This window comes from Shewanella sp. 10N.286.48.B5, from assembly GCF_002874355.2.
In the GTDB taxonomy this organism is placed as follows: domain Bacteria; phylum Pseudomonadota; class Gammaproteobacteria; order Enterobacterales; family Shewanellaceae; genus Shewanella.
Genome location: NZ_MCVG02000003.1, coordinates 316,614 through 338,066, shown reverse-complemented (window position 1 = coordinate 338,066; position 21,453 = coordinate 316,614). Strand labels below are relative to the sequence as shown.

Genomic DNA, 21,453 nt, shown 5'->3' with positions numbered 1-21,453 from the left:
AATCAAAAAAGCCCGAGCTAACCATGTTAGTCTCGGGCTTTTTGTCTTTAGCGGGCAGTATAAGCAGGCTTGGATAAACTATTTAGTAGACTGCTTAACCAAATTCACCGCTAACATAACCTTGAGTGCGGCTATCAACAGGATGTTGGAATAAGGTGGCGGTATCTGCATGTTCAACTAACTCGCCCATCCAGAAGAAGGCGGTTTTATCTGAAATCCGTTTTGCCTGATTCATTGAGTGAGTCACAATTACAATGGTGAACTTTTTACGTAGCTCGTCCATTAACTCTTCAATTTTATGGGTGGCGATAGGATCAAGCGCACTGGTTGGCTCGTCCATCAAAATCACTTCAGGTTGCATAGCAATGGCACGGGCAATACACAAACGTTGCTGCTGACCGCCTGATAAACCAAGTGCTGGACTATGAAGGCGTTCTTTCACTTCATCCCATAATGCTGCACCACGCAGAGACTCCTCTACGGTTTTATCAATCACTGACTTGTCTTTTTCGCCTTGCGCTTTTAGGCCAAAGGCAACATTGTCATAAATACTCATTGGGAATGGGTTGGGTTTTTGAAATACCATCCCCACGCGCATCCGCAGTTGTTTTACATCAATGTCTGAATATATGTTTTCGCCTTCAAATAACACATCACCATCAATTTTTACCCCTGCCACTAAGTCGTTCATGCGGTTTAAGGTGCGCAATAAGGTTGATTTACCACAACCTGACGGGCCAATTAACGCCGTGACCTGTTTAGCAGGAATAGGCAATGAAATATTCTTCAGCGCTTGGTTTTCGCCGTAGAAAAGGTTGAGATTATTGACTTCAAGCTTGTTCATTTTTAAATTGCCTTAATGTGAATGTTTATCAAATCGAGCTGCGATAATTTTGGTGGCTAGATTGAGTACTAGCACTAATACAATCAAGATGGTGGCTGTGGCATAGGCCTGGTCCCACTCATGTTGAGTAAATAATTCTTGGGTGAGTTTATATAAATGCACGGTTAAGGTGCGGCCAGAATCTAATACTGATTCAGGAATTTGTGTCACCATGCCCGCGGTTAAAAATACCGGTGCCGACTCACCAATCACCCGGCCTGTACTCAAAATAATTGAGGTCACAATACCCGGTAATGCGTTAGGTAAAATGAGGCGCCAAATGGTATAAATCTTTGAACTGCCCAGTGCATAACCCCCTTCACGGTAGCTCATAGGTACCGCCATTAACGCTTCTTCAGTGGTACGAATAATTACAGGTAAAATCAGCATTGACAGTGTCAGTGCGCCAGCAAGGATAGAGAACCCAAGGCCCAGTACTGTCACAAAGAAGGTCATACCAAACAGACCGTAAACAATCGATGGTATACCGGCTAATGATTCAATACAAAAACGGATCACTTCAACCAATTTACTGCCTGGTTTGGCGTATTCGGTTAAGTAAATAGCGGTCATAATCCCCAGTGGCGCTGCGATACCCAGTGACAATCCAACCATATAAACGGTTGATACAATCATCGCCCAAATACCTGATGCTTCGCCAATGCGTGTGTAGCTACTGGTAATAAACTCCCAACTGACATGGCTTAAGCCGTTAGATAAAATGTGCCACACGACCCAAAGTAAAAATACTATGGTGAGCGCTGCAGATGCCCAAACGCCTGCCAGTGCAGCCTTGTCTTTAAACACTCGGGATTGCTTGTTTGATACTTGAGTCATTATGCATGCCCTCTTTTACGGTTTAGATAAAGTAGTCCAGCATTTAAACAAACGATAAAGGCCAGTAATACAATGCCTGTAGCGTATAAAGCACTTGAGTGGATGCCGGTTGCATAAGACATTTCCATAGCGATGTTAGCCGTTAATGAACGTGCAGGTTCAAGTAGTGAACCTGGCATAGCAGGAGCATTACCCATCACCATGATAATGGCCATGGTTTCACCAATGGCGCGGGCGACACCTAAAGCCACACCGGTATAAATTCCGCTTTTAGCAGCAGGAATTAATACGTTAAAAATACTGTAAATGTGCGATGCCCCTAAGGCTAAAGCACCTTCTTTATAAGTCGGGGTGAGTGCGCGTAGTGATGTTTCTGAAATCGTAATAACGGTTGGCAAAATCATAATCGCCAACACGATAATCCCCGCTAATAGAGTGTTACCTGCAGGAATATTAAAAATGCTTTCAATAGCTGGCACGATAACAATCAAACCGAAAAAGCCATAAACCACCGACGGAATACCCGCTAATAGCTCAACAGCAGGTCTAACAATGTTGGCGAGCCACTTTGGGGCAATTTCCGCTAAGAAGACTGCGGTTAATATTGCGACTGGTACGCCAATCATTACCGCGCCCATGGTTGAAGCAAGCGAGGCGACAATCATGGCGGCGATACCGTAAAGCGCAGGTGGTAGCCATTCTTTACCAAAAATGAGGTTTAACACTCCCGCTTCTTTAAATGCGGGTAATCCTTCATAGAAAACGAACCAGCCAATAGTGATGACCGATACCACGCCGACCATGGCGCTGAGAAAAAATAACCCGTGAAAGAGTAGTTCAACCCAATCAATTTTCTTGGCAGGAGACAGTGACACCTTTGTCGTCATGTCTATTTTGCTAGCCGTTTCCATGTTACAACCTCTATATAAACAAAAAGCAGCATAAGAAGGTCTAGGCCTTCTTATGCCATGCATTCAATCAGTAATTACTGAACGCGGATGTAGCCTTCTTCTGCAACGATACCTTGACCGTCTGCAGACATAATAAATTCAATAAATGATTTTGCTGTTGCTGGTGCGTCTTCATTTATTAACGCAATGAAAGGGCGGGCAATTTGATAGTCGCCAGCGGCAATGTTGCTACCGGTAGCTGCAACACCATTGACTGATAATGCGTTGAGTGAATCATCAACACTACCTAGTGAAATATAACCAATAGCGTATGGGTTGTTAGCAACGATGGTTTTAATCATGCCGTTACCGTTACCGACTTGAGCGGAAGGAGTAATAGCAGTTACTGTGTGGCCATTAACTTTACGTTGTAGCTGCATGATTTCTTCAAATGCGCCACGAGTACCTGAACCATTTTCGCGAGTAACAACAACGATTGGACGTGCTTCGCCGCCAACTTCGCTCCAGTTTTTGATTTCGCCACGGTAGATTTTAGAAATTTGTTCTTGAGTCAGGTCTTTAACTGGGTTTGCTTTATTTACTGCAGCAGCAATACCATCACGAGCAATAACAATTTCTTTTGTTTTTGGCGTTAATTCATTTGGTTTGATATTACGAGATGACATACCAATCATACTGGTGCCATCTTTAGCGGCGCGAATGCCTGCTGATGAGCCGGTGCCCTGTACTTCAACATTTTTGTTTGTCGTATTTTGATAATTTTCTGCCAGCACTTCCATAACGTGGGCAACAGAGGTTGAACCAGACACTGTAACTGTACCAGCTTGAACAAGAGGTGCTGCCATTAAACCAACAGCTGTTAGTAAACCAATCACTTTTTTCATCACAAGTTCCACTTAATATAGGTAGTTCGTTTAATCCATTTGGATATCAACATTAGGGCGCTTCTCTTTTAAGGTTCGATTTGAAGCGAGTGCATTAAGACAGATCAATATGACAGTTAAGTTACAGTCAAAAGCGAGCAAATTAATTTGGATTAATTGTGGTTAGGTTATTGTTTTGTTGGTGTTAATTGGTTGTTGCCGGTAACGGGTGGTCGAGTGAGGCATTTTGGAAGTTGGCTTTTAATTTCTTAAATTTGCAGGCTTTATGTGGATATAGTTGTAGTGGGTGCTTGGGTGCGTTCGGGGCTTGTCAGCTAGTTGTTTTGCTGTGTTAAGTTAATTGTGAATTAAGTTTATTTTAACCTTGTGTCGATATTTGGGTTTTTCTTTATGCAGTGGTTATTAACATTTGGGCTAATATGAAAGTTTTATGACAATCAATTAAGGCGCTAAAATAATATACAATTAGTAAGCTAAACCGCCGTTTGAGTGGGGTTAAGTCATCGCAATGTACACTGCAACATCGTCTTTTTACCTTTTCATTGCCAAGTTTACGAGCAACTAAGATATGCACACCGCATGCAACGCCCACTCTTACAGCAGAGTGCATCGACATTATTCACACTATATAAGGTAAATGTATGACAACAGAAATGGTCATGATTGGCATCTCAGTACTCATTGTTATTGGCATTTTATTGCACCATCCATCTCGCACCTTAGGCATACCTTCGTTGCTGATATTTATGGGGGTCGGTTTATCCTTGGGTAATGGTGAGTTTAATTTCGTGTATGACAATCTCGACCAAACTGCATGGATAGGGGGGTTGGCACTTAATGTGATTGTATTTGTCGGTGGCTTAAATACCTCCACCGATAAAATTAAAGTGGCCTATAAAGAAGGCGGAGTATTAGCGTCATTTGGGGTGATATTTACCACACTCATCTTTGCGGCAATTCTTTATGGACTGCTGGATTTTAATCTAATCACCTGCTTGTTATTTGCCGCTATCGTATCTTCAACTGATGCGGCGGCAGTATTTTCAATTTTAGAGTCTAAAAAGCTTAAGTTAAAAGAGCAAACCGATACTGTGCTGGAGTTCGAGTCAGCCACCAATGACCCTGTGGCAATGCTAATGGTGATTGTATTAACCGATATGACACTGGCTTCTCATCAAGCGGTTGCTATTTCAGCCTTATCACTGCACCTAGCGAGCCAGATTTTGGTTGCCATTGTGGTGGGCTTCTTAATTGGTAAATTAGCAGTATTACTGCTTAATCGAATTAGTTTGGCTGAATTCGGGCTTATTCCGGTATTTGTGTTAGCGAGCTTTATTATTGCTACTTATAGCGCCGAGATGCTTGGCGGTAATATTTTACTGGCGTCTTATATTGCTGGTGTGGTGATAGGTAATGGCATTAAGCGCGGCCAACTGGTTAATTTACACTTTTTTAATAGTTTATCTTGGTTGGCGCAGGCGTTGATGTTTATCGTGCTCGGACTGCAGATATTCCCGCAGACATTAATGAACGTCTTTTGGATTTCTATTATTCCGGGGCTATTACTTATCTTGGTCGCGAGACCGTTAGCGGTGCAGTTATGTTACTTGCCGTTTGTGAAGGCCAGCTGGAAAAAGCGTTTATTTATTTCAATGATAGGCCTAAAAGGGGCAACTCCGATTGTGTTTGCCTTAATACCTGCAGCGGCAGGCGTACCAGGTGCGATAGAAATCGTCCACATGGTATTCTTTTTTGTATTGATGTCTGTGTTTATTCAGGGCGGCGCTATTGCACCCTTGGCCAATAAACTTGGGTTAGAGCAAAAAGAGCAGCATAAAGCAGAGTGATCGATCAGATCATTTGATACTGTAATTGGCTAAGCCATTATAAATGGGGGTTAAGCTGCGCTGAGTTGTTGCAAGGTATCTTCAGCTTTAGCTTGCTCAATGCGTTTCCAGACTTTCTCATGAAAATAGAATACTACGGTATTTACAGCAGGTTCTAATAGTGCGATAGCGCCGCCGATAACAATACTGCCTGTTAATAGATAAGTGACAGTAAAAGCGACACAGAAATGTAAGATGGCGAAAGTGATTGTTTTTTTCATGATAAATGACCTGTTTTATTAACCTGATGCAAATGATAATCGTTATCATCTAGGTTGTAAAGGTCAGTTTATCGATAGGCGTTATTTGATTTTTCAATTAAGCCGACCGAGAAATGGTCGGCTTAATTTGCTGCTATTACTATGAGTGGCTGACATCTTCTAAGTTAACGATAGTAAGCAACAGTAAGCAACAGTAAGCAACAGTAAGCAACAGCAAGTATTAGTAATGCCAAGGGAACTTAGAAAAGTCTTGGTCGCGCTTTTCTAAAAATGCATCACGGCCTTCTTGCGCTTCGTCTGTGCCATAAGCTAAACGAGTGGCTTCACCAGCAAATAATTGCTGCCCAACCAAACCATCATCTGGCAAGTTAAAGCCATATTTGAGCATACGCATCGCGGTTGGGGATTTACTGTTGATTTCTTTCGCCCAGCTTAATGCTTCAGTTTCAAGTTCAGCATGGGGGATAGAGCGGTTAACCATGCCCATATCAAACGCTTCATCAGCGGTATAATTAAAGCCAAGGAAGAAAATCTCACGAGCACGTTTTTGGCCGATCATTTTCGCTAAATAAGCACTACCATAGCCTGAGTCAAAACTGCCTACATCAGGATCCGTTTGCTTAAATACCGCATGTTCTTTAGAAGCTAAGGTGAGGTCGCACACAACATGTAAGCTATGGCCGCCGCCAACAGCCCAGCCAGGTACTACAGCAATAACCACTTTAGGCATAAAGCGGATAAGGCGTTGTACTTCTAATATGTGCAAGCGGCCCATGCGTGCCACATCAGGTTTACCTTCTTCTGCGCCTTCATATTTATAGCCATCTTTACCTCGGATACGCTGATCGCCACCGGCGCAAAAAGAGTGCTGACCTTTTGCTGATGGGCCGTTACCTGTAATTAATACACAGCCGACATCAGACCATTGGCGGGCATGATCTAACGCAGTGTAGAGTTCATCAACGGTTTTTGGGCGGAATGAATTAAGACAGTCGGGGCGGTTAATCGCGATACGCACCGTACCTTGAACTTTTGCGCGATGATAAGTGATGTCTTCAAAATCGAAGTCAGTTACAGTGTCCCAAAGTGTTGGGTCGAATATGTCAGAAACCTGCTGAGTCATTTTTTGCTAGCCTTTTTCAATAGATTATCCAAAGGCTAGGCTGAAATAATTCTCAGGTCAATTGACATAGGGCAGGAAAGCCAAAAATTATATTTTATCGCAGATAAATTGCAGGTTTTGTTTACTAATAGCAGGATGTGTCAGCCCAAAACCGCAATACTCATCTTTAAATGCACTCACAGACTCATTGTCAGTAAACACGCTTTTCAGTTCAGTGAGTTCTTTAGCTGTCAGTCTTTCAATCACCTCACTGGGAATGGTCGGGATCCGCTCTTCCTTTCTGGTGATCTTAGTGCCCGTCATTGATTTTAGTTTTTTTTCTGTATCGTTGAATACCGACTCAACTGCAGCAATAGGTTCATCTAATTTGTCGGTTTCGGTGGCAAAGTAGTAAATAACGCCGCCAATCAGTGCTATAAGGATCCAGCCTCTCATCTTTTAGTCCAATTAAAGTGAATAAGTTTAAACAATGCGAGTATAATACACTTAATTAACACTCTATAAACGAGTGCGTAGCAGTTACAGGCTATTTTTATCTAAATTAATAACGTTTTCTGTAACCTAAACAGAATTTGCCCCTTTTTTGAGTAGTAAGGCATCAAGATGACACAAGAATCTCAAACTAAAGATTACGCTAAGCAAACCCGGATCAAGATTCATCAACCCGACGCCAGTAAAGCGGATCGCTTTAATCCGAGTAACAGTATCTATGTCCGTGCTGTCACAGGACTGTGGACCACGGTAAGACGCCGTATTGGCTGGGCGACTTTATCTTTCTTTCTTATCCTGCCTTGGTTGCCTTGGGGTGATAGACAAGCCGTGTGGTTTAATTTGGGTGAACAGAAGTTCCACATCTTTAATCTCACTATTTGGCCGCAAGATTTAACCCTATTGGCAGCACTCTTTACTATTGCCGCATTTGGACTGTTTTTTGTTACCACCTATCTCGGGCGAGTTTGGTGTGGCTACACTTGTCCGCAAACCGTGTGGACATTTATCTTTATCTGGTTAGAAGAGAAGTTTGAAGGTGCGCGAAATAAACGTATCAAGCTAGATCAGATGCCCTGGAGCTTTAATAAGCTATGGCGTAAAACAGCCAAACACACTTCTTGGTTACTCATATCATTACTTACAGCGATGACCTTTGTGTCGTACTTTGTGCCAAGCCGTGAAGTCTATATTGATGTATTTACCCTTAATGCCGATATTGGCATTTATTTCTGGGTAGTATTTTTTACCTTAGCAACCTACGGTAATGCTGGCTGGATGCGTGAGATCATGTGTATTCATATGTGCCCTTATGCGCGCTTCCAAGCAGCCATGTTTGATAAGAACACTTATATAGTCGGTTATGACGCAAAACGTGGTGAAACCCGTGGCCCACGTTCACGCAAAGCAGACCCTAAAGAAATGGGCTTAGGTGATTGTATTGACTGTGACCTATGTGTCCAAGTTTGCCCTACCGGTATTGATATTCGTAATGGACTTCAATATGAGTGTATTAACTGCGGCGCCTGTATTGATGCCTGCGATACCACAATGGAGCGAATGGGTTATGACAAGGGACTTATCAGCTACACCACCGAAAATAAATTAGAAAACGTTAAAGAAAGCATCATAAGACCGAAATTGGTGGGTTATGGTGTGGCGTTAACAGTCATGATCTTAGTGTTTATCTATGCCAGCGCCACAATTGCCCCTGTGCGAATGGATGTTATCCGAGACCGAAATGCTTTATATAGAATAACCAACGATGGCTTAGTGCAGAACACCTATACCTTAAAGCTACTTAATAAAACTGAGCAAGCACAGCAATATGCACTTTCGATGGATGGTATTGAAGGATATGAATGGAGCGGTCCACAAACCGTATCAGTGCAAGCGGGTGAAGTGCTCACCTTACCTATTAGTATTGCTGTCGATCCAGGGGTGTTAGAGCGAACCGTGACTAAAATTAACTTAATCGTAGCCGCGACCATTGATGATGAGGCCGTTGTCATCAAACAAGAATCAAGATTCTTTGGTGAGTAAAGCCTGATATAGCGCCTTAAAAGGGACGGTTAGTCCCTTTTTTGTGCGTTTCGTTTGAAATAGCAACGAACAAGCCATTTTCTATCGTTTTCTTCATAAAAGCCCTTGCGCTAAATCTTAACTTGCCTATAATGCGCATCCACTGACACGGCGACAGGCCAATAGCCTCAAGGTGTTAGCGTTAATTAAGACGCTTTTAAAGCTTCATAATTAACCGGTTGAAAAGCATTTTAAATTAACGTTAAAAATGACTTGACGCCAACAACGGGAGGTGTAGAATACGCATCCCTAAGCCAACGACCTAGCGTCAAATGGCTGCTGATATGAAAGATTATTTCTTACATAATTAGCAACGCTCTTTAACAAATCAAACAAGAAATCTGTGTGGACACTCACAGGTGTTGAGTTAATCGAAATTGCTCATTCTTTCTCGTAAAGAGTGAAGCAATCAAAATTATTACTCAATGTAACGATGAGTGTTCATAGCAATATGTAACAAACGTTTTAGAGATTCTTCCGAGTCTTTAAATCGAAATCAGAATTCATTGAGCCGAAACGAAGCTTTTATTTATAAGAGTGGTTGTTTCAACAAAACTTTAATTGAAGAGTTTGATCATGGCTCAGATTGAACGCTGGCGGCAGGCCTAACACATGCAAGTCGAGCGGTAACAGGAATTAGCTTGCTAATTCGCTGACGAGCGGCGGACGGGTGAGTAATGCCTAGGGATCTGCCCAGTCGAGGGGGATAACAGTTGGAAACGACTGCTAATACCGCATACGCCCTACGGGGGAAAGGAGGGGACCTTCGGGCCTTTCGCGATTGGATGAACCTAGGTGGGATTAGCTAGTTGGTGAGGTAATGGCTCACCAAGGCGACGATCCCTAGCTGTTCTGAGAGGATGATCAGCCACACTGGGACTGAGACACGGCCCAGACTCCTACGGGAGGCAGCAGTGGGGAATATTGCACAATGGGCGAAAGCCTGATGCAGCCATGCCGCGTGTGTGAAGAAGGCCTTCGGGTTGTAAAGCACTTTCAGTAGGGAGGAAAGGTTAACGGTTAATAACCGTTAGCTGTGACGTTACCTACAGAAGAAGGACCGGCTAACTTCGTGCCAGCAGCCGCGGTAATACGAGGGGTCCAAGCGTTAATCGGAATTACTGGGCGTAAAGCGTACGCAGGCGGTTCATTAAGCCAGATGTGAAATCCCCGGGCTCAACCTGGGAATTGCATTTGGAACTGGTGAACTAGAGTCTTGTAGAGGGGGGTAGAATTTCAGGTGTAGCGGTGAAATGCGTAGAGATCTGAAGGAATACCGGTGGCGAAGGCGGCCCCCTGGACAAAGACTGACGCTCATGTACGAAAGCGTGGGGAGCAAACAGGATTAGATACCCTGGTAGTCCACGCCGTAAACGATGTCTACTCGGAGTTTGGTGCCTTGAGCACTGGGCTCCCAAGCTAACGCATTAAGTAGACCGCCTGGGGAGTACGGCCGCAAGGTTAAAACTCAAATGAATTGACGGGGGCCCGCACAAGCGGTGGAGCATGTGGTTTAATTCGATGCAACGCGAAGAACCTTACCTACTCTTGACATCCAGAGAATTCGCTAGAGATAGCTTAGTGCCTTCGGGAACTCTGAGACAGGTGCTGCATGGCTGTCGTCAGCTCGTGTTGTGAAATGTTGGGTTAAGTCCCGCAACGAGCGCAACCCCTATCCTTATTTGCCAGCGCGTAATGGCGGGAACTCTAGGGAGACTGCCGGTGATAAACCGGAGGAAGGTGGGGACGACGTCAAGTCATCATGGCCCTTACGAGTAGGGCTACACACGTGCTACAATGGCGTATACAGAGGGTTGCAAAGCCGCAAGGTCTAGCTAATCTCACAAAGTACGTCGTAGTCCGGATTGGAGTCTGCAACTCGACTCCATGAAGTCGGAATCGCTAGTAATCGTAGATCAGAATGCTACGGTGAATACGTTCCCGGGCCTTGTACACACCGCCCGTCACACCATGGGAGTGGGCTGCACCAGAAGTAGATAGTCTAACCTTCGGGAGGACGTTTACCACGGTGTGGTTCATGACTGGGGTGAAGTCGTAACAAGGTAGCCCTAGGGGAACCTGGGGCTGGATCACCTCCTTACCTATACGACTAACTTAATGTTTGTTGAGTGTTCACACAGATTGCTTGTTAACTTCTTCGGAAGTTGAGCGAAATGCGCCGCTGGCCGGTTAGCATTGTTCTTTAACAATTTGGAAAGCTGATAGTATTTAATACGATGATGTCTGTCGTTGTATTAATTACAAATCGTATTATTGGGAAATTAATCCTTTTCTGATAATACATTGAGTTCTCAAAACACTTTATTAAGTGTCTTGAATATTCTAAAAACTAAGGCGAATTTGTGTACTCGCAAGAGATGCAAATTATGTAATAAACCAGCTAGTTACGATACAGCTGTTAGGGCTACCCGCTCTAACAACGATTAAGTTTCCTTGTGAAACTCATTTGGGTTGTATGGTTAAGTGACTAAGCGTATACGGTGGATGCCTTGGCAGTCAGAGGCGATGAAGGACGTAGTAACTTGCGAAAAGCGTTGGCGAGCTAGTAACAAGCATTTGAGCTAACGATGTCCGAATGGGGAAACCCGGCCACATAAGTGGTCATCATAACGTGAATACATAGCGTTATGAGGCGAACCTGGGGAACTGAAACATCTAAGTACCCAGAGGAAAAGAAATCAACCGAGATTCCCCTAGTAGCGGCGAGCGAACGGGGATTAGCCCTTAAGTCTATGGGGTGTTAGTGGAATGAGTTGGAAAGCTCAACGGTACAGGGTGATAGTCCCGTACATGAAAACTAACCATAGATGAAAACGAGTAAGGCGGGACACGTGACATCCTGTTTGAATATGGGGGGACCATCCTCCAAGGCTAAATACTCCTGACTGACCGATAGTGAACCAGTACCGTGAGGGAAAGGCGAAAAGAACCCCTGTGAGGGGAGTGAAATAGAACCTGAAACCGTGTACGTACAAGCAGTGGGAGCGGTTCTTGAGACCGTGACTGCGTACCTTTTGTATAATGGGTCAGCGACTTACGTTTTGTAGCGAGGTTAAGCGAATAGCGGAGCCGTAGGGAAACCGAGTGTTAACTGCGCGTTTAGTTGCAAGGCGTAGACCCGAAACCGAGTGATCTAGCCATGGGCAGGTTGAAGGTTGAGTAACATCAACTGGAGGACCGAACCGACTAATGTTGAAAAATTAGCGGATGACTTGTGGCTGGGGGTGAAAGGCCAATCAAACTCGGAGATATCTGGTTCTCCTCGAAAGCTATTTAGGTAGCGCCTCGAGCGAATACCACTGGGGGTAGAGCACTGTTAAGGCTAGGGGGTCATCCCGACTTACCAACCCTTTGCAAACTCCGAATACCAGTGAGTACTACTCGGGAGACAGACGGCGGGTGCTAACGTCCGTCGTCAAAAGGGAAACAACCCAGACCATCAGCTAAGGTCCCAAAGTTATTGCTAAGTGGGAAACGATGTGGGAAGGCTTAGACAGCTAGGATGTTGGCTTAGAAGCAGCCATCATTTAAAGAAAGCGTAATAGCTCACTAGTCGAGTCGGCCTGCGCGGAAGATTTAACGGGGCTAAGCAATACACCGAAGCTATGGGTTTGCTCTTATGAGCAAGCGGTAGAGGAGCGTTCTGTAAGCGGTTGAAGGTGAAGGGGTAACCCACACTGGACGTATCAGAAGTGCGAATGCTGACATGAGTAACGATAAAGGGAGTGAAAAACTCCCTCGCCGAAAGACCAAGGGTTCCTGTCCAACGTTAATCGGGGCAGGGTGAGTCGACCCCTAAGGCGAGGCCGAAAGGCGTAGTCGATGGGAAACGGGTCAATATTCCCGTACTTCTGCTAACTGCGATGGAGAGACGGAGAAGGCTAGGCTAGCGCGGCGTTGGTAGTCCGCGTTTAAGGTTGTAGGCTGTTCACTTAGGCAAATCCGGGTGAACATTAGGCTGAGAGCTGATGACGAGTCACTAAGGTGATGAAGTAGTTGATGCCATGCTTCCAGGAAAATCTTCTAAGCTTCAGGTTAGTAGGAATCGTACCCCAAACCGACACAGGTGGTCGGGTAGAGAATACCAAGGCGCTTGAGAGAACTCGGCTGAAGGAACTAGGCAAAATGGTACCGTAACTTCGGGAGAAGGTACGCTGCTGTTGGTGATGGGACTTGCTCCCTAAGCTGACGGCAGTCGCAGATACCAGGTGGCTGCAACTGTTTATCAAAAACACAGTACTGTGCAAAATCGCAAGATGACGTATACGGTATGACGCCTGCCCGGTGCTTGAAGGTTAATTGATTGGGTTATCTTCGGAGAAGCTCATGATCGAAGCCCAAGTAAACGGCGGCCGTAACTATAACGGTCCTAAGGTAGCGAAATTCCTTGTCGGGTAAGTTCCGACCTGCACGAATGGCGTAATGATGGCCACGCTGTCTCCAGCCGAGACTCAGTGAAGTTGAAATTGCGGTGAAGATGCCGTATACCCGCGGCTAGACGGAAAGACCCCGTGAACCTTTACTATAGCTTGGCACTGAACATTGAACCTACATGTGTAGGATAGGTGGGAGACTTTGAAGCTTCGTCGCTAGATGGAGTGGAGTCAATCTTGAAATACCACCCTTGTAGTTTTGATGTTCTAACCGTGGCCCCCTTATCGGGGTTCGGGACAGTGCCTGGTGGGTAGTTTGACTGGGGCGGTCTCCTCCCAAAGAGTAACGGAGGAGCACGAAGGTTGGCTAAGTACGGTCGGACATCGTACGGTTAGTGCAATGGCATAAGCCAGCTTAACTGCGAGACATACACGTCGAGCAGGTACGAAAGTAGGTCATAGTGATCCGGTGGTTCTGTATGGAAGGGCCATCGCTCAACGGATAAAAGGTACTCCGGGGATAACAGGCTGATACCGCCCAAGAGTTCATATCGACGGCGGTGTTTGGCACCTCGATGTCGGCTCATCACATCCTGGGGCTGAAGTCGGTCCCAAGGGTATGGCTGTTCGCCATTTAAAGTGGTACGCGAGCTGGGTTCAGAACGTCGTGAGACAGTTCGGTCCCTATCTGCCGTGGGCGTTGGATGATTGAAGGAAGCTGCTCCTAGTACGAGAGGACCGGAGTGGACGAACCGCTGGTGTTCGGGTTGTTATGCCAATAGCATTGCCCGGTAGCTACGTTCGGAATCGATAACCGCTGAAAGCATCTAAGCGGGAAGCGAGTCCTAAGATGAGTCATCCCTAGAGATTTAATCTCTCTAAAGAGCCGTTCGAGACTAGGACGTTGATAGGCAGGGTGTGTAAGCGTTGTGAGGCGTTGAGCTAACCTGTACTAATGACTCGTGAGGCTTAACCATACAACCCAGATGAGTTTTATCTGAGTTGATGGTAACTAGATTTATTACAAAAGACTTAGTGATAGAATTTAAGCACTTGATAAAGTAAGAAACTCAAACAGCTTTCCGAATTATTATTTACTGCATTTGCGGTAAATAAAGCAAGAATTTGCTTGGTGACAATAGCATTGTGGTACCACCTGATCCCATCCCGAACTCAGTAGTGAAACGCAATCGCGCCGATGATAGTGTGGGGTCTCCCCATGTGAAAGTAGGTCATCGCCAAGCGCCTAATTTCTCGTAAGAGAAGCTCGAAAGAGCAAGTCTACTAACTTTGACATGTTAGCGACTTTAAAAGAATTTAGTATACTGCGTAAGCAATTTACTAAAGGAGCGGTAGTTCAGTTGGTTAGAATACCGGCCTGTCACGCCGGGGGTCGCGGGTTCGAGTCCCGTCCGCTCCGCCAACATTACGATAAGCCCTGCTAGCAATAGCAGGGCTTTTTCGTATCTGTTATTTAAAGAATGAATAATAGTGACCTGCTAAAGTAGTTTGCTAAAGCAGCGGTAATTCAGTTGCTTAGACGCTTGATTAGAGATCAACGGCCTGTCACGCCGGGGGCGAGGGTTCGTCTCTTGATAAGAGTAAGTCCGCTCCGCCAACATTACGATAAGCCCTGCTAGCAATAGCAGGGCTTTTTCGTATCTGTTATTTAAAGAATGAATAATAGTGACCTGAAAAGTAGTTTGCTAAAGCAGCGGTAATTCAGTTGCTTAGACGCTTGATTAGAGGTCAACGGCCTGTCACGCCGGGGGCGAGGGTCGTCTCTTGATAAGAGTAAGTCCGCTCCGCCAACGTAAAGACGAAAGCCTATACAGCAATGTAGAGGCTTATTTCGTTTTAGAAATGAATGAATTGTCTGCGAGAAAGCGAAAGTTCAGCTGTGTGAATCTGATAATGTGATTGTTATTAGAGACTGTCGACTCGTCACACGCTAAGACGCACTGGTATAACTCTTGATAAGAGTAAGTTAGCTGCGGCAACATAAAGAATAAAGATCAAAGCCTCTACCGTAGTGATTTAGTGCAAGGTAGAGGCTTTTTTAGTTCTGGAATTTAGTTTTTATTTACTCAATATTAATGCAGAAGTAGAATATTCGGTTGGTCAGGATGTTTTTAGAAACTGCCGACCTATGAGACGTTCGAATTTCAAGATCCAAGAATTATGGTTCTATTGCAACATGCAGACTTTTTGTTTTTAGCAAATTAAGAAAGTTTTTGGCTTATTGCATCAATCTTGTCTAAATGAAAGTAAAGGCTTTTTGTCATTATGGGTAAAGGCTTTGACTCTTTAACTCTAGTCAATACAGATACAAGTAGTTTCGATTGTACCCAAAACTCACATTTTTAAACAAAAGATGCATTTAATGTACTTTTTTTGATTTAGATGTTTTTATATTAGTGATGAGTAAGATATATTGCTCTTTTAAGCAGGTAGGTGGAAGTATGGATTGTCGTTTAGGTTGTGGTGCATGTTGTATTGCTCCGTCAATTACCAGTCCAATACCCGGCATGCCTAACGGTAAACCTGCAGGGGTTCGCTGTATTCAGTTAAATGACGATAATTTGTGTAAGATTTTCGGCGATCCATCAAGACCTGCTGTTTGCGCAGAATTTACCGCGACAATGGATGTTTGCAGTACATCAAATGAGCAAGCATTGATTTTGATCACTGAGCTAGAAGCTTCAACGTCTTAGTATGTACCTTTAATTAGTTTGGATATGACTTTATGCAACTGACCCGTTATACCGATTATGGCATCCGTATTTTAATGTACCTTGCTGCACAGCCAAAAAGAGAGACTTTATTTCGTATTGCTGAAGTCACGGAAGTCTTTGAGCTGTCTTCTAATCATGTTGCAAAGATTATTCATCATCTGGGTAAGCTAGGTTATATACAAACTTTACGTGGTAAAAGTGGTGGGTTTAAATTAGCAGTGAAGCCTAGTGACATTAATCTTGGTCAGCTTGTTGGTGAATTAGAGCCTTCACTGGCCCCTGTTAATTGCAGTGAACCCTATTGCCGCTTTACGCCAGCATGTAGTTTAAAAGGTATTCTTGCGAACGCAGTTGCTGCATATATGAACGTGCTGAATGACTGCACTTTGGCTGATATCGTTAAGAATGCAGATGAGTTAATGGATACCTTACCTGATTTATCTATCTCAATACTTGAACTGAACTAGTGGCTTTATTACTGATCATTGTTACGGGCAACAGCTTTGAAGTATGGACTAGGCTAATTCCTTCGGCTTCTAAGCGATGTAAATTTTGATTCAAAAAGTGCACTGTTTCAGGATATGGGTGTGCTATTACAACAATATTTTCATCGTTTTTTGCTTTTAGTATGATCTGCTTAAATTGTTTCTCTAGTGCCTGCTCACTGACATCGTTATCTAAAAAAATTTGTCTGCGTAATAATGGCACCTCATGTTGCTGCGCCTGCTCACTGGCAACACTAAAGCGGGTTGTCCTGCTATCGACAAAATACAAGTCCTGCTCTTTTAAGCTTTGCATCAGCCAAGTCATTGGGCTTTCAAGTTGTGTGAGCAAACTGCCCATATGGTTATTTGCCCCTTTAGCATAAGGGATATTGGCAATAGAATCTTTTAGCTGGTGTTTTAACTCTTGCTCATCCATTTCATTCGTTAAACCACCTTGGCCTAGGTTTTTACCATTGAGTGCCTGCATGGGAATATGCAGCATAATTTCATTGCCACGCTGATGGCCTTGCTTTGCAAGTTGCTGACCTAATGGAGTATGAGGTATTACCGAAAGGGTAATGCCGTTTGGTAAAGACAAAACCGCCTCATCGGTTTGACGATAACCAATATCGTCAATGATGATAGCGATTTGGGTTGCTTGAACTGGAGCCGTTAACAGTAAAGCTAAAAGTATCAATATATAGCGCACAAAGTCTGCTTTAATTATGAGTTGTTATCCATGCAATAGCGGAAGAAATTTGACCATCCTGTGGTTCATCATATTGCGCTGTAGTTTGTTCAATTATATCCAGATAATCTGTTTTTAGGATAGCATCATTTGATATTTTAATGTCCGGTTCAATACCTTTAGTGTGAATGTCGTTACCATCTGGCGTGCTATATTTTGCAATCGTGAGCTTTATAGCGTTGCCCATATCCAGCATGGGGATCAAACTTTGCACCGTACCTTTTCCAAAGCTGGTTTCTCCCACTAGCGTGGCGCGGTTATTTTCTTGTAATGCTGCAGCCAGTACTTCTGATGCCGATGCTGAGCCCTTATTAATAAGTACTACCATAGGCACGCCTTTAAATATGGTAGCTTGCGATGCATAGTAGTTTTCATTTGCATCGAAAAAACGCCCTTCAGTTGAAACAATTAAACCTTTTTGCAAAAACAAATCAGCAATACTGATGGCTTGACTGAGTAGCCCGCCGGGATTGTTTCTAACATCTATAATAAGACCTTTTAATTGCTGTTGTTGCCATAGTTTAGCTTGGTTAATAATGGCATTGGTAGCGTCTTCCTGAAACGAGTTAAGTTGTATATAGCCGATATTATTATCAATAATTTTCGCATTAATTGATTTAATATGAATTAGCTCAGGGGCGAGATTAAATAGAAGTGTTTCGTTAGCTTGGCGCTCAATGGTGAGTGTTATTGGTCGCTTGTTGATACTGTGCTGCTTAATCTCGGTAAGTACATCGGTTAAATTGGTTTGATCAATCAGGGTGTCGTTAAGTTGCAGGACCTTATCGCCAGGTTGAATATTAGCGCGGGCCGCAGGTGAGTTGGCATAAGGAGTAATGATAGTGATTTGGTTGTCATCAGTTGCCACTTCAAAGCCGAAACCAAAGTACTGGCCATTATTACTGTCATTAATGCTTTGATAATCGCCAGTATCTAAAAAGCCTGAATAGGGGTCTAGTTTATTGAATATTCCTTCGATGGCGTATTCAATTAAGTCTTCGCGGTCTACTTCATTAAAGTAATAGGTATGAACCGTATCGATGACATCAAGTAAGAGTGAGTAACTGTATTCAGATTGGGTTTTATAGTGTTGCTCTGAACTGGATAAGTTCAATGAAAATGCAACGCTTACGCCTAATATGAAGCACAAAATATAACGTGTAATTTGCATCATAACTGCCCCTTAGATACCTTGCGGTATTATTAGGGCGTCGATTGATCAACGATTAAACCTACGGAAGGTTTGATAACCGCCAAAGATTAAATTACTTTATTATTAGCGTGTTATCGACAATATCTCGCTGGGTTAATGGCTTGCCCTTTGTGTCTTATTTCAAAGTATAGGCCAGATTCTGTTTGTCCGCCTGAACTCCCAACAAGTGCAATGGATTCTCCTTTTTTAACGGTTTCGCCAGGTGGAATAAGTAATGACTGCGCGTGACCATATAAACTCATATAGCCTTCGCCGTGATCGATCACCATAACCATACCAAAGCCTCGTAACCAGTCTGAATAAATAACGGTGCCATGAGCAATAGCGGTGATGGTTTGTCCTTCAGGAGCGGCAATTACCGCACCTTTCCAGCTGATTTGTCCTGAGCGGCTACTGCCAAATTTGGACGAAACTCGTCCTTTAGTTGGCCATTTTAATTTACCGCGCAGCTTGGCTAAGCCATCCATTGAGGGGCTATTTTTGGCCGCCAGCACCGCTTGTTCAATAAGGTGTTTTAAGCTGGCTTCTTCAATTTGTAGTTGTTCAAGCTCTGCGCCTTTGCTGGTCAAGGTGCGTTGAATTTGTGCTAAGGTTTGTTGACGTTGTGATTGTTCTTTAGCGAGTTGTTTAGCCTGCTTTTGTTGCTCAAGAATTAAGGAATTAAGTTTTTGCTGTTCATTAACTTGCTCAACTTTAACTAGCTCTAATTGCTCAATAGTTGTTTTTAAACTGGTAATGGCTTTAATACGGGCATTATTAAGGTATTGATAATACGCTAACATCCGCTCAACTGTGGCAGGGTTTTGCTGGTTAAGCATCATCTTTGAATAGTCATGGTTACCGGCAAGGTAAGCGCTAGATAATTGTTTAGATAAGGTCTTTTGCTGCGTAACTCGCAGTGTATCTAAGTTGACTTTTTCAGCATCAAGTTCGCGAAGTTTAGTATTTACCGCAGACAGTGAGTTTTGGGTTTGATTAACTTTTTGAGCAGCATTAGAGATAGCTTGCTCATCTCGCTTTAACAACGAAATGAGCTTTTCTCGTTGACGACTGGTGTCCTTCAAAGAGCTTTGTTGTTGGTTAATCTGAGCCTGAATAGATTTCAGCTCTGATTGACGCTTACCAAGATCGGCACTTTGAACTGATGATGTCAGTATCACCAAGCCAGCAAACATGCTGGCTTTAAACAAAAGTCGTTTTTTCACGAGTGGCTAGTTACTCTTTGAGTTTAATGATTGAACGGCCGGTCATTTCCTGCGGCACTTCTTGTTCCATCAAGGTTAACATAGTCGGCGCAATATCGCTCAATCGTCCACCTGCATCAATGGTGGCTTCACGGCCTACATAAATGAAAGGTACCAACTCACTGGTATGGGCAGTATGAGCTTGACCCGTTTGTTCATTGGTCATTTGCTCAGCATTACCATGATCGGCAGTAATAATGCATTCGCCGCCGACTTTCGCTAGCGCCTCTACTACACGACCAATACAAGCATCGACTGCTTCACAGGCTTTAACCGCAGCATCAAATTTACCGGTATGACCGACCATGTCACCATTTGGATAATTACAAATAATCACGTCATAGTCAGTAGACTCAATGGCAGCAACTAATTTATCTGTGAGCTCGGTTGAGTTCATTTCAGGCTGCAAATCATAAGTTGCCACATCTGGCGACTTAATCAAGGTGCGATCTTCGCCTTCAAATGGCTCTTCTTTGCCGCCATTAAAAAAGAAGGTCACATGGGCATATTTTTCTGTTTCAGAAATACGCAGCTGTTTTTTACCCTGTTTTTGTAAGGTTTCACCTAAGGTATTGACCAGATCTGTTGATGGAAATGCCACCACAGCGTCAATGTCATTAGCATAGTTGGTTAGCATCACGAAGTTGATTGCAGGGGTAACTTCACGTGTAAAGCCAGCAAAATCGGTTTCGACAAAACAACGAGTGATTTCTCGGGCGCGGTCAGCGCGAAAATTCATGAAGATTAACGCATCGCCATCAGCTAAGCTTGCGGCCTCACCTATGGTCGATGCAGCGACAAACTCATCGTTTTCATCACGTTCGTAAGCGGCGTCTAATGCCGCAACTGCGCTTGGGTAATTAAAGTCACCTTTACCTTGAGCAATTAAGTTGAACGCTTTTTCAACTCGATCCCAGCGGTTGTCGCGATCCATGGCGTAGTAACGACCAATCAATGAGGCTACCTTACCGTGACCCAAGCTTGCAAATAACTCATCAAAATGGATCAAAGAGTTTTTTGCGCTACGAGGTGGGGTATCACGACCATCTAAAAAGGCATGTAAATACACCTTAGTGGCACCGCGCTCAACCGCCATGCGGCACATGGCTTCAATGTGCTCTTCATGGCTGTGAACACCACCTGGCGACATTAAACCCATAATATGCACAGCACCATCATTGGCGATAGCTTTATCGATTGAAGCGCACAGTGCCTCATTTTGATTAAACTCATTGTCAGCAATGGCTTTGCTAATGCGGGTAAGCTCTTGGTAAACAATACGGCCAGAACCAATATTGATATGACCCACTTCTGAGTTGCCCATTTGACCGTCAGGTAGGCCAACATCCATACCTGATCCGGAAATTAAACTGCTTGCATATTGGGCGGTTAACTTATCTAAAACTGGAGTTTTCGCATGAAAAACCGCATTTTTATGCGTATTTTCACGATGACCCCAGCCATCTAAGATAAGTAATGCCAGTGGACGTTTTGGTGTCGTCATGGGAGTACCTTTAAGTTTTAAAAGAAAAAGTTTTAAGAGAAAGCTAAAATTTTAATGGTATGGATATTACTTCTTTTTCAGCTCCTGAAAAAGAAATTTACCTTTGAAGAGCGGCTCAGTAGAGGCAATTTACGATGAATAGCTTGCCCAGTCACAATCCCGTGCAAGATGAATAAGGCTCAATAACAACACATTTAGTCAAAAACCTGTGAGCTATTGCCCTTAGGATAGTAAGCAAATGCAATGTTTCGTCGTTAAAGTGCTGCCCATGGCACAGTAGAGAAGATGATTAGGCTTGAATTTGCTGCATTATAA

Annotated in this window: 15 protein-coding genes, 1 tRNA gene and 3 rRNA genes; 8 read left to right on the top strand and 11 right to left on the bottom strand. The window is 43.8% G+C overall.

Annotated elements, in window-relative coordinates:
• Positions 1-94: 94 nt before the first annotated feature.
• The 4 genes from pstB to BCU57_RS18460 form a co-directional block, all read right to left on the bottom strand.
• The gene (pstB, locus tag BCU57_RS18475) at positions 95-844 is read right to left on the bottom strand and encodes a phosphate ABC transporter ATP-binding protein PstB (RefSeq protein WP_102439903.1); all 750 of its coding nucleotides are present in this window, start codon (positions 842-844) and stop codon (positions 95-97) included.
• Positions 845-856: 12 nt separating this feature from the next.
• Positions 857-1,720, bottom strand: coding sequence for a phosphate ABC transporter permease PstA (gene pstA / locus BCU57_RS18470; protein ID WP_076541860.1), 864 nt, complete (start codon positions 1,718-1,720; stop codon positions 857-859).
• Positions 1,720-2,631, bottom strand: coding sequence for a phosphate ABC transporter permease subunit PstC (pstC, locus tag BCU57_RS18465; RefSeq protein WP_076541861.1), 912 nt, complete (start codon positions 2,629-2,631; stop codon positions 1,720-1,722). Before pstC ends, pstA begins: the two co-directional genes overlap by 1 nt.
• 74 nt (positions 2,632-2,705) lie before the next feature.
• On the bottom strand, positions 2,706-3,515 hold the full coding sequence (locus tag BCU57_RS18460) for a phosphate ABC transporter substrate-binding protein (RefSeq protein WP_102439902.1): 810 nt from the start codon (positions 3,513-3,515) through the stop codon (positions 2,706-2,708).
• Between the two features lie 641 nt (positions 3,516-4,156).
• Between BCU57_RS18460 and BCU57_RS18455 the strand changes: the two genes are divergently transcribed.
• Positions 4,157-5,362, top strand: coding sequence for a potassium/proton antiporter (locus BCU57_RS18455; protein WP_102439901.1), 1,206 nt, complete (start codon positions 4,157-4,159; stop codon positions 5,360-5,362).
• A 50-nt stretch (positions 5,363-5,412) separates the two neighbouring features.
• On the opposite strand, the gene BCU57_RS18450 is transcribed toward BCU57_RS18455, so the two are convergent.
• From BCU57_RS18450 to BCU57_RS18440, 3 genes are all read right to left on the bottom strand, one after another.
• A complete protein-coding gene (locus BCU57_RS18450) occupies positions 5,413-5,622 on the bottom strand; it encodes a DUF2061 domain-containing protein (protein ID WP_102439900.1) in 210 nt (69 codons plus the stop codon).
• A gap of 220 nt (positions 5,623-5,842) precedes the next feature.
• On the bottom strand, positions 5,843-6,745 hold the full coding sequence (locus BCU57_RS18445) for a 1,4-dihydroxy-2-naphthoyl-CoA synthase (protein WP_102439899.1): 903 nt from the start codon (positions 6,743-6,745) through the stop codon (positions 5,843-5,845).
• Between the two features lie 87 nt (positions 6,746-6,832).
• Positions 6,833-7,180 (bottom strand): hypothetical protein, encoded by a 348-nt coding sequence (locus BCU57_RS18440; RefSeq protein WP_102439898.1) that lies wholly within the window; start codon positions 7,178-7,180, stop codon positions 6,833-6,835.
• A gap of 168 nt (positions 7,181-7,348) precedes the next feature.
• Between BCU57_RS18440 and ccoG the strand changes: the two genes are divergently transcribed.
• From ccoG to BCU57_RS18405, 7 genes are all read left to right on the top strand, one after another.
• On the top strand, positions 7,349-8,776 hold the full coding sequence (gene ccoG / locus BCU57_RS18435; RefSeq protein ID WP_102439897.1) for a cytochrome c oxidase accessory protein CcoG: 1,428 nt from the start codon (positions 7,349-7,351) through the stop codon (positions 8,774-8,776).
• 597 nt (positions 8,777-9,373) lie between these two features.
• A 16S ribosomal RNA gene (locus BCU57_RS18430) occupies positions 9,374-10,916 on the top strand.
• A 377-nt stretch (positions 10,917-11,293) separates the two neighbouring features.
• Positions 11,294-14,186 (top strand): 23S ribosomal RNA (locus BCU57_RS18425).
• A 151-nt stretch (positions 14,187-14,337) separates the two neighbouring features.
• Positions 14,338-14,453 (top strand): 5S ribosomal RNA (gene rrf, locus BCU57_RS18420).
• The 16S, 23S and 5S rRNA genes sit together here with 1 tRNA gene alongside, the layout of an rRNA operon.
• Positions 14,454-14,555: 102 nt before the next feature.
• Positions 14,556-14,632 (top strand) — tRNA-Asp (locus tag BCU57_RS18415).
• A gap of 1,039 nt (positions 14,633-15,671) precedes the next feature.
• Positions 15,672-15,923 (top strand): YkgJ family cysteine cluster protein, encoded by a 252-nt coding sequence (locus tag BCU57_RS18410; RefSeq protein WP_102435385.1) that lies wholly within the window; start codon positions 15,672-15,674, stop codon positions 15,921-15,923.
• A 32-nt stretch (positions 15,924-15,955) separates the two neighbouring features.
• On the top strand, positions 15,956-16,411 hold the full coding sequence (locus BCU57_RS18405; RefSeq protein WP_102435383.1) for an Rrf2 family transcriptional regulator: 456 nt from the start codon (positions 15,956-15,958) through the stop codon (positions 16,409-16,411).
• Here the strand turns inward: BCU57_RS18405 and BCU57_RS18400 are convergent.
• The 4 genes from BCU57_RS18400 to gpmM all read right to left on the bottom strand — a co-directional run bounded on the left by BCU57_RS18400 (position 16,386) and on the right by gpmM (position 21,138).
• A complete protein-coding gene (locus BCU57_RS18400) occupies positions 16,386-17,138 on the bottom strand; it encodes a divergent polysaccharide deacetylase family protein (RefSeq protein ID WP_102435381.1) in 753 nt (250 codons plus the stop codon). The two genes, BCU57_RS18405 and BCU57_RS18400, sit on opposite strands and share 26 nt — an antisense overlap.
• A 10-nt stretch (positions 17,139-17,148) precedes the next feature.
• Positions 17,149-18,351, bottom strand: coding sequence for a S41 family peptidase (locus BCU57_RS18395; RefSeq protein WP_102435379.1), 1,203 nt, complete (start codon positions 18,349-18,351; stop codon positions 17,149-17,151).
• A gap of 110 nt (positions 18,352-18,461) precedes the next feature.
• Entirely contained in the window at positions 18,462-19,595 is a 1,134-nt protein-coding gene (locus BCU57_RS18390) for a murein hydrolase activator EnvC family protein (RefSeq protein WP_198589350.1), read from the bottom strand.
• A 10-nt stretch (positions 19,596-19,605) separates the two neighbouring features.
• Positions 19,606-21,138, bottom strand: coding sequence for a 2,3-bisphosphoglycerate-independent phosphoglycerate mutase (gene gpmM / locus BCU57_RS18385; protein ID WP_102435376.1), 1,533 nt, complete (start codon positions 21,136-21,138; stop codon positions 19,606-19,608).
• Positions 21,139-21,453: the final 315 nt, after the last annotated feature.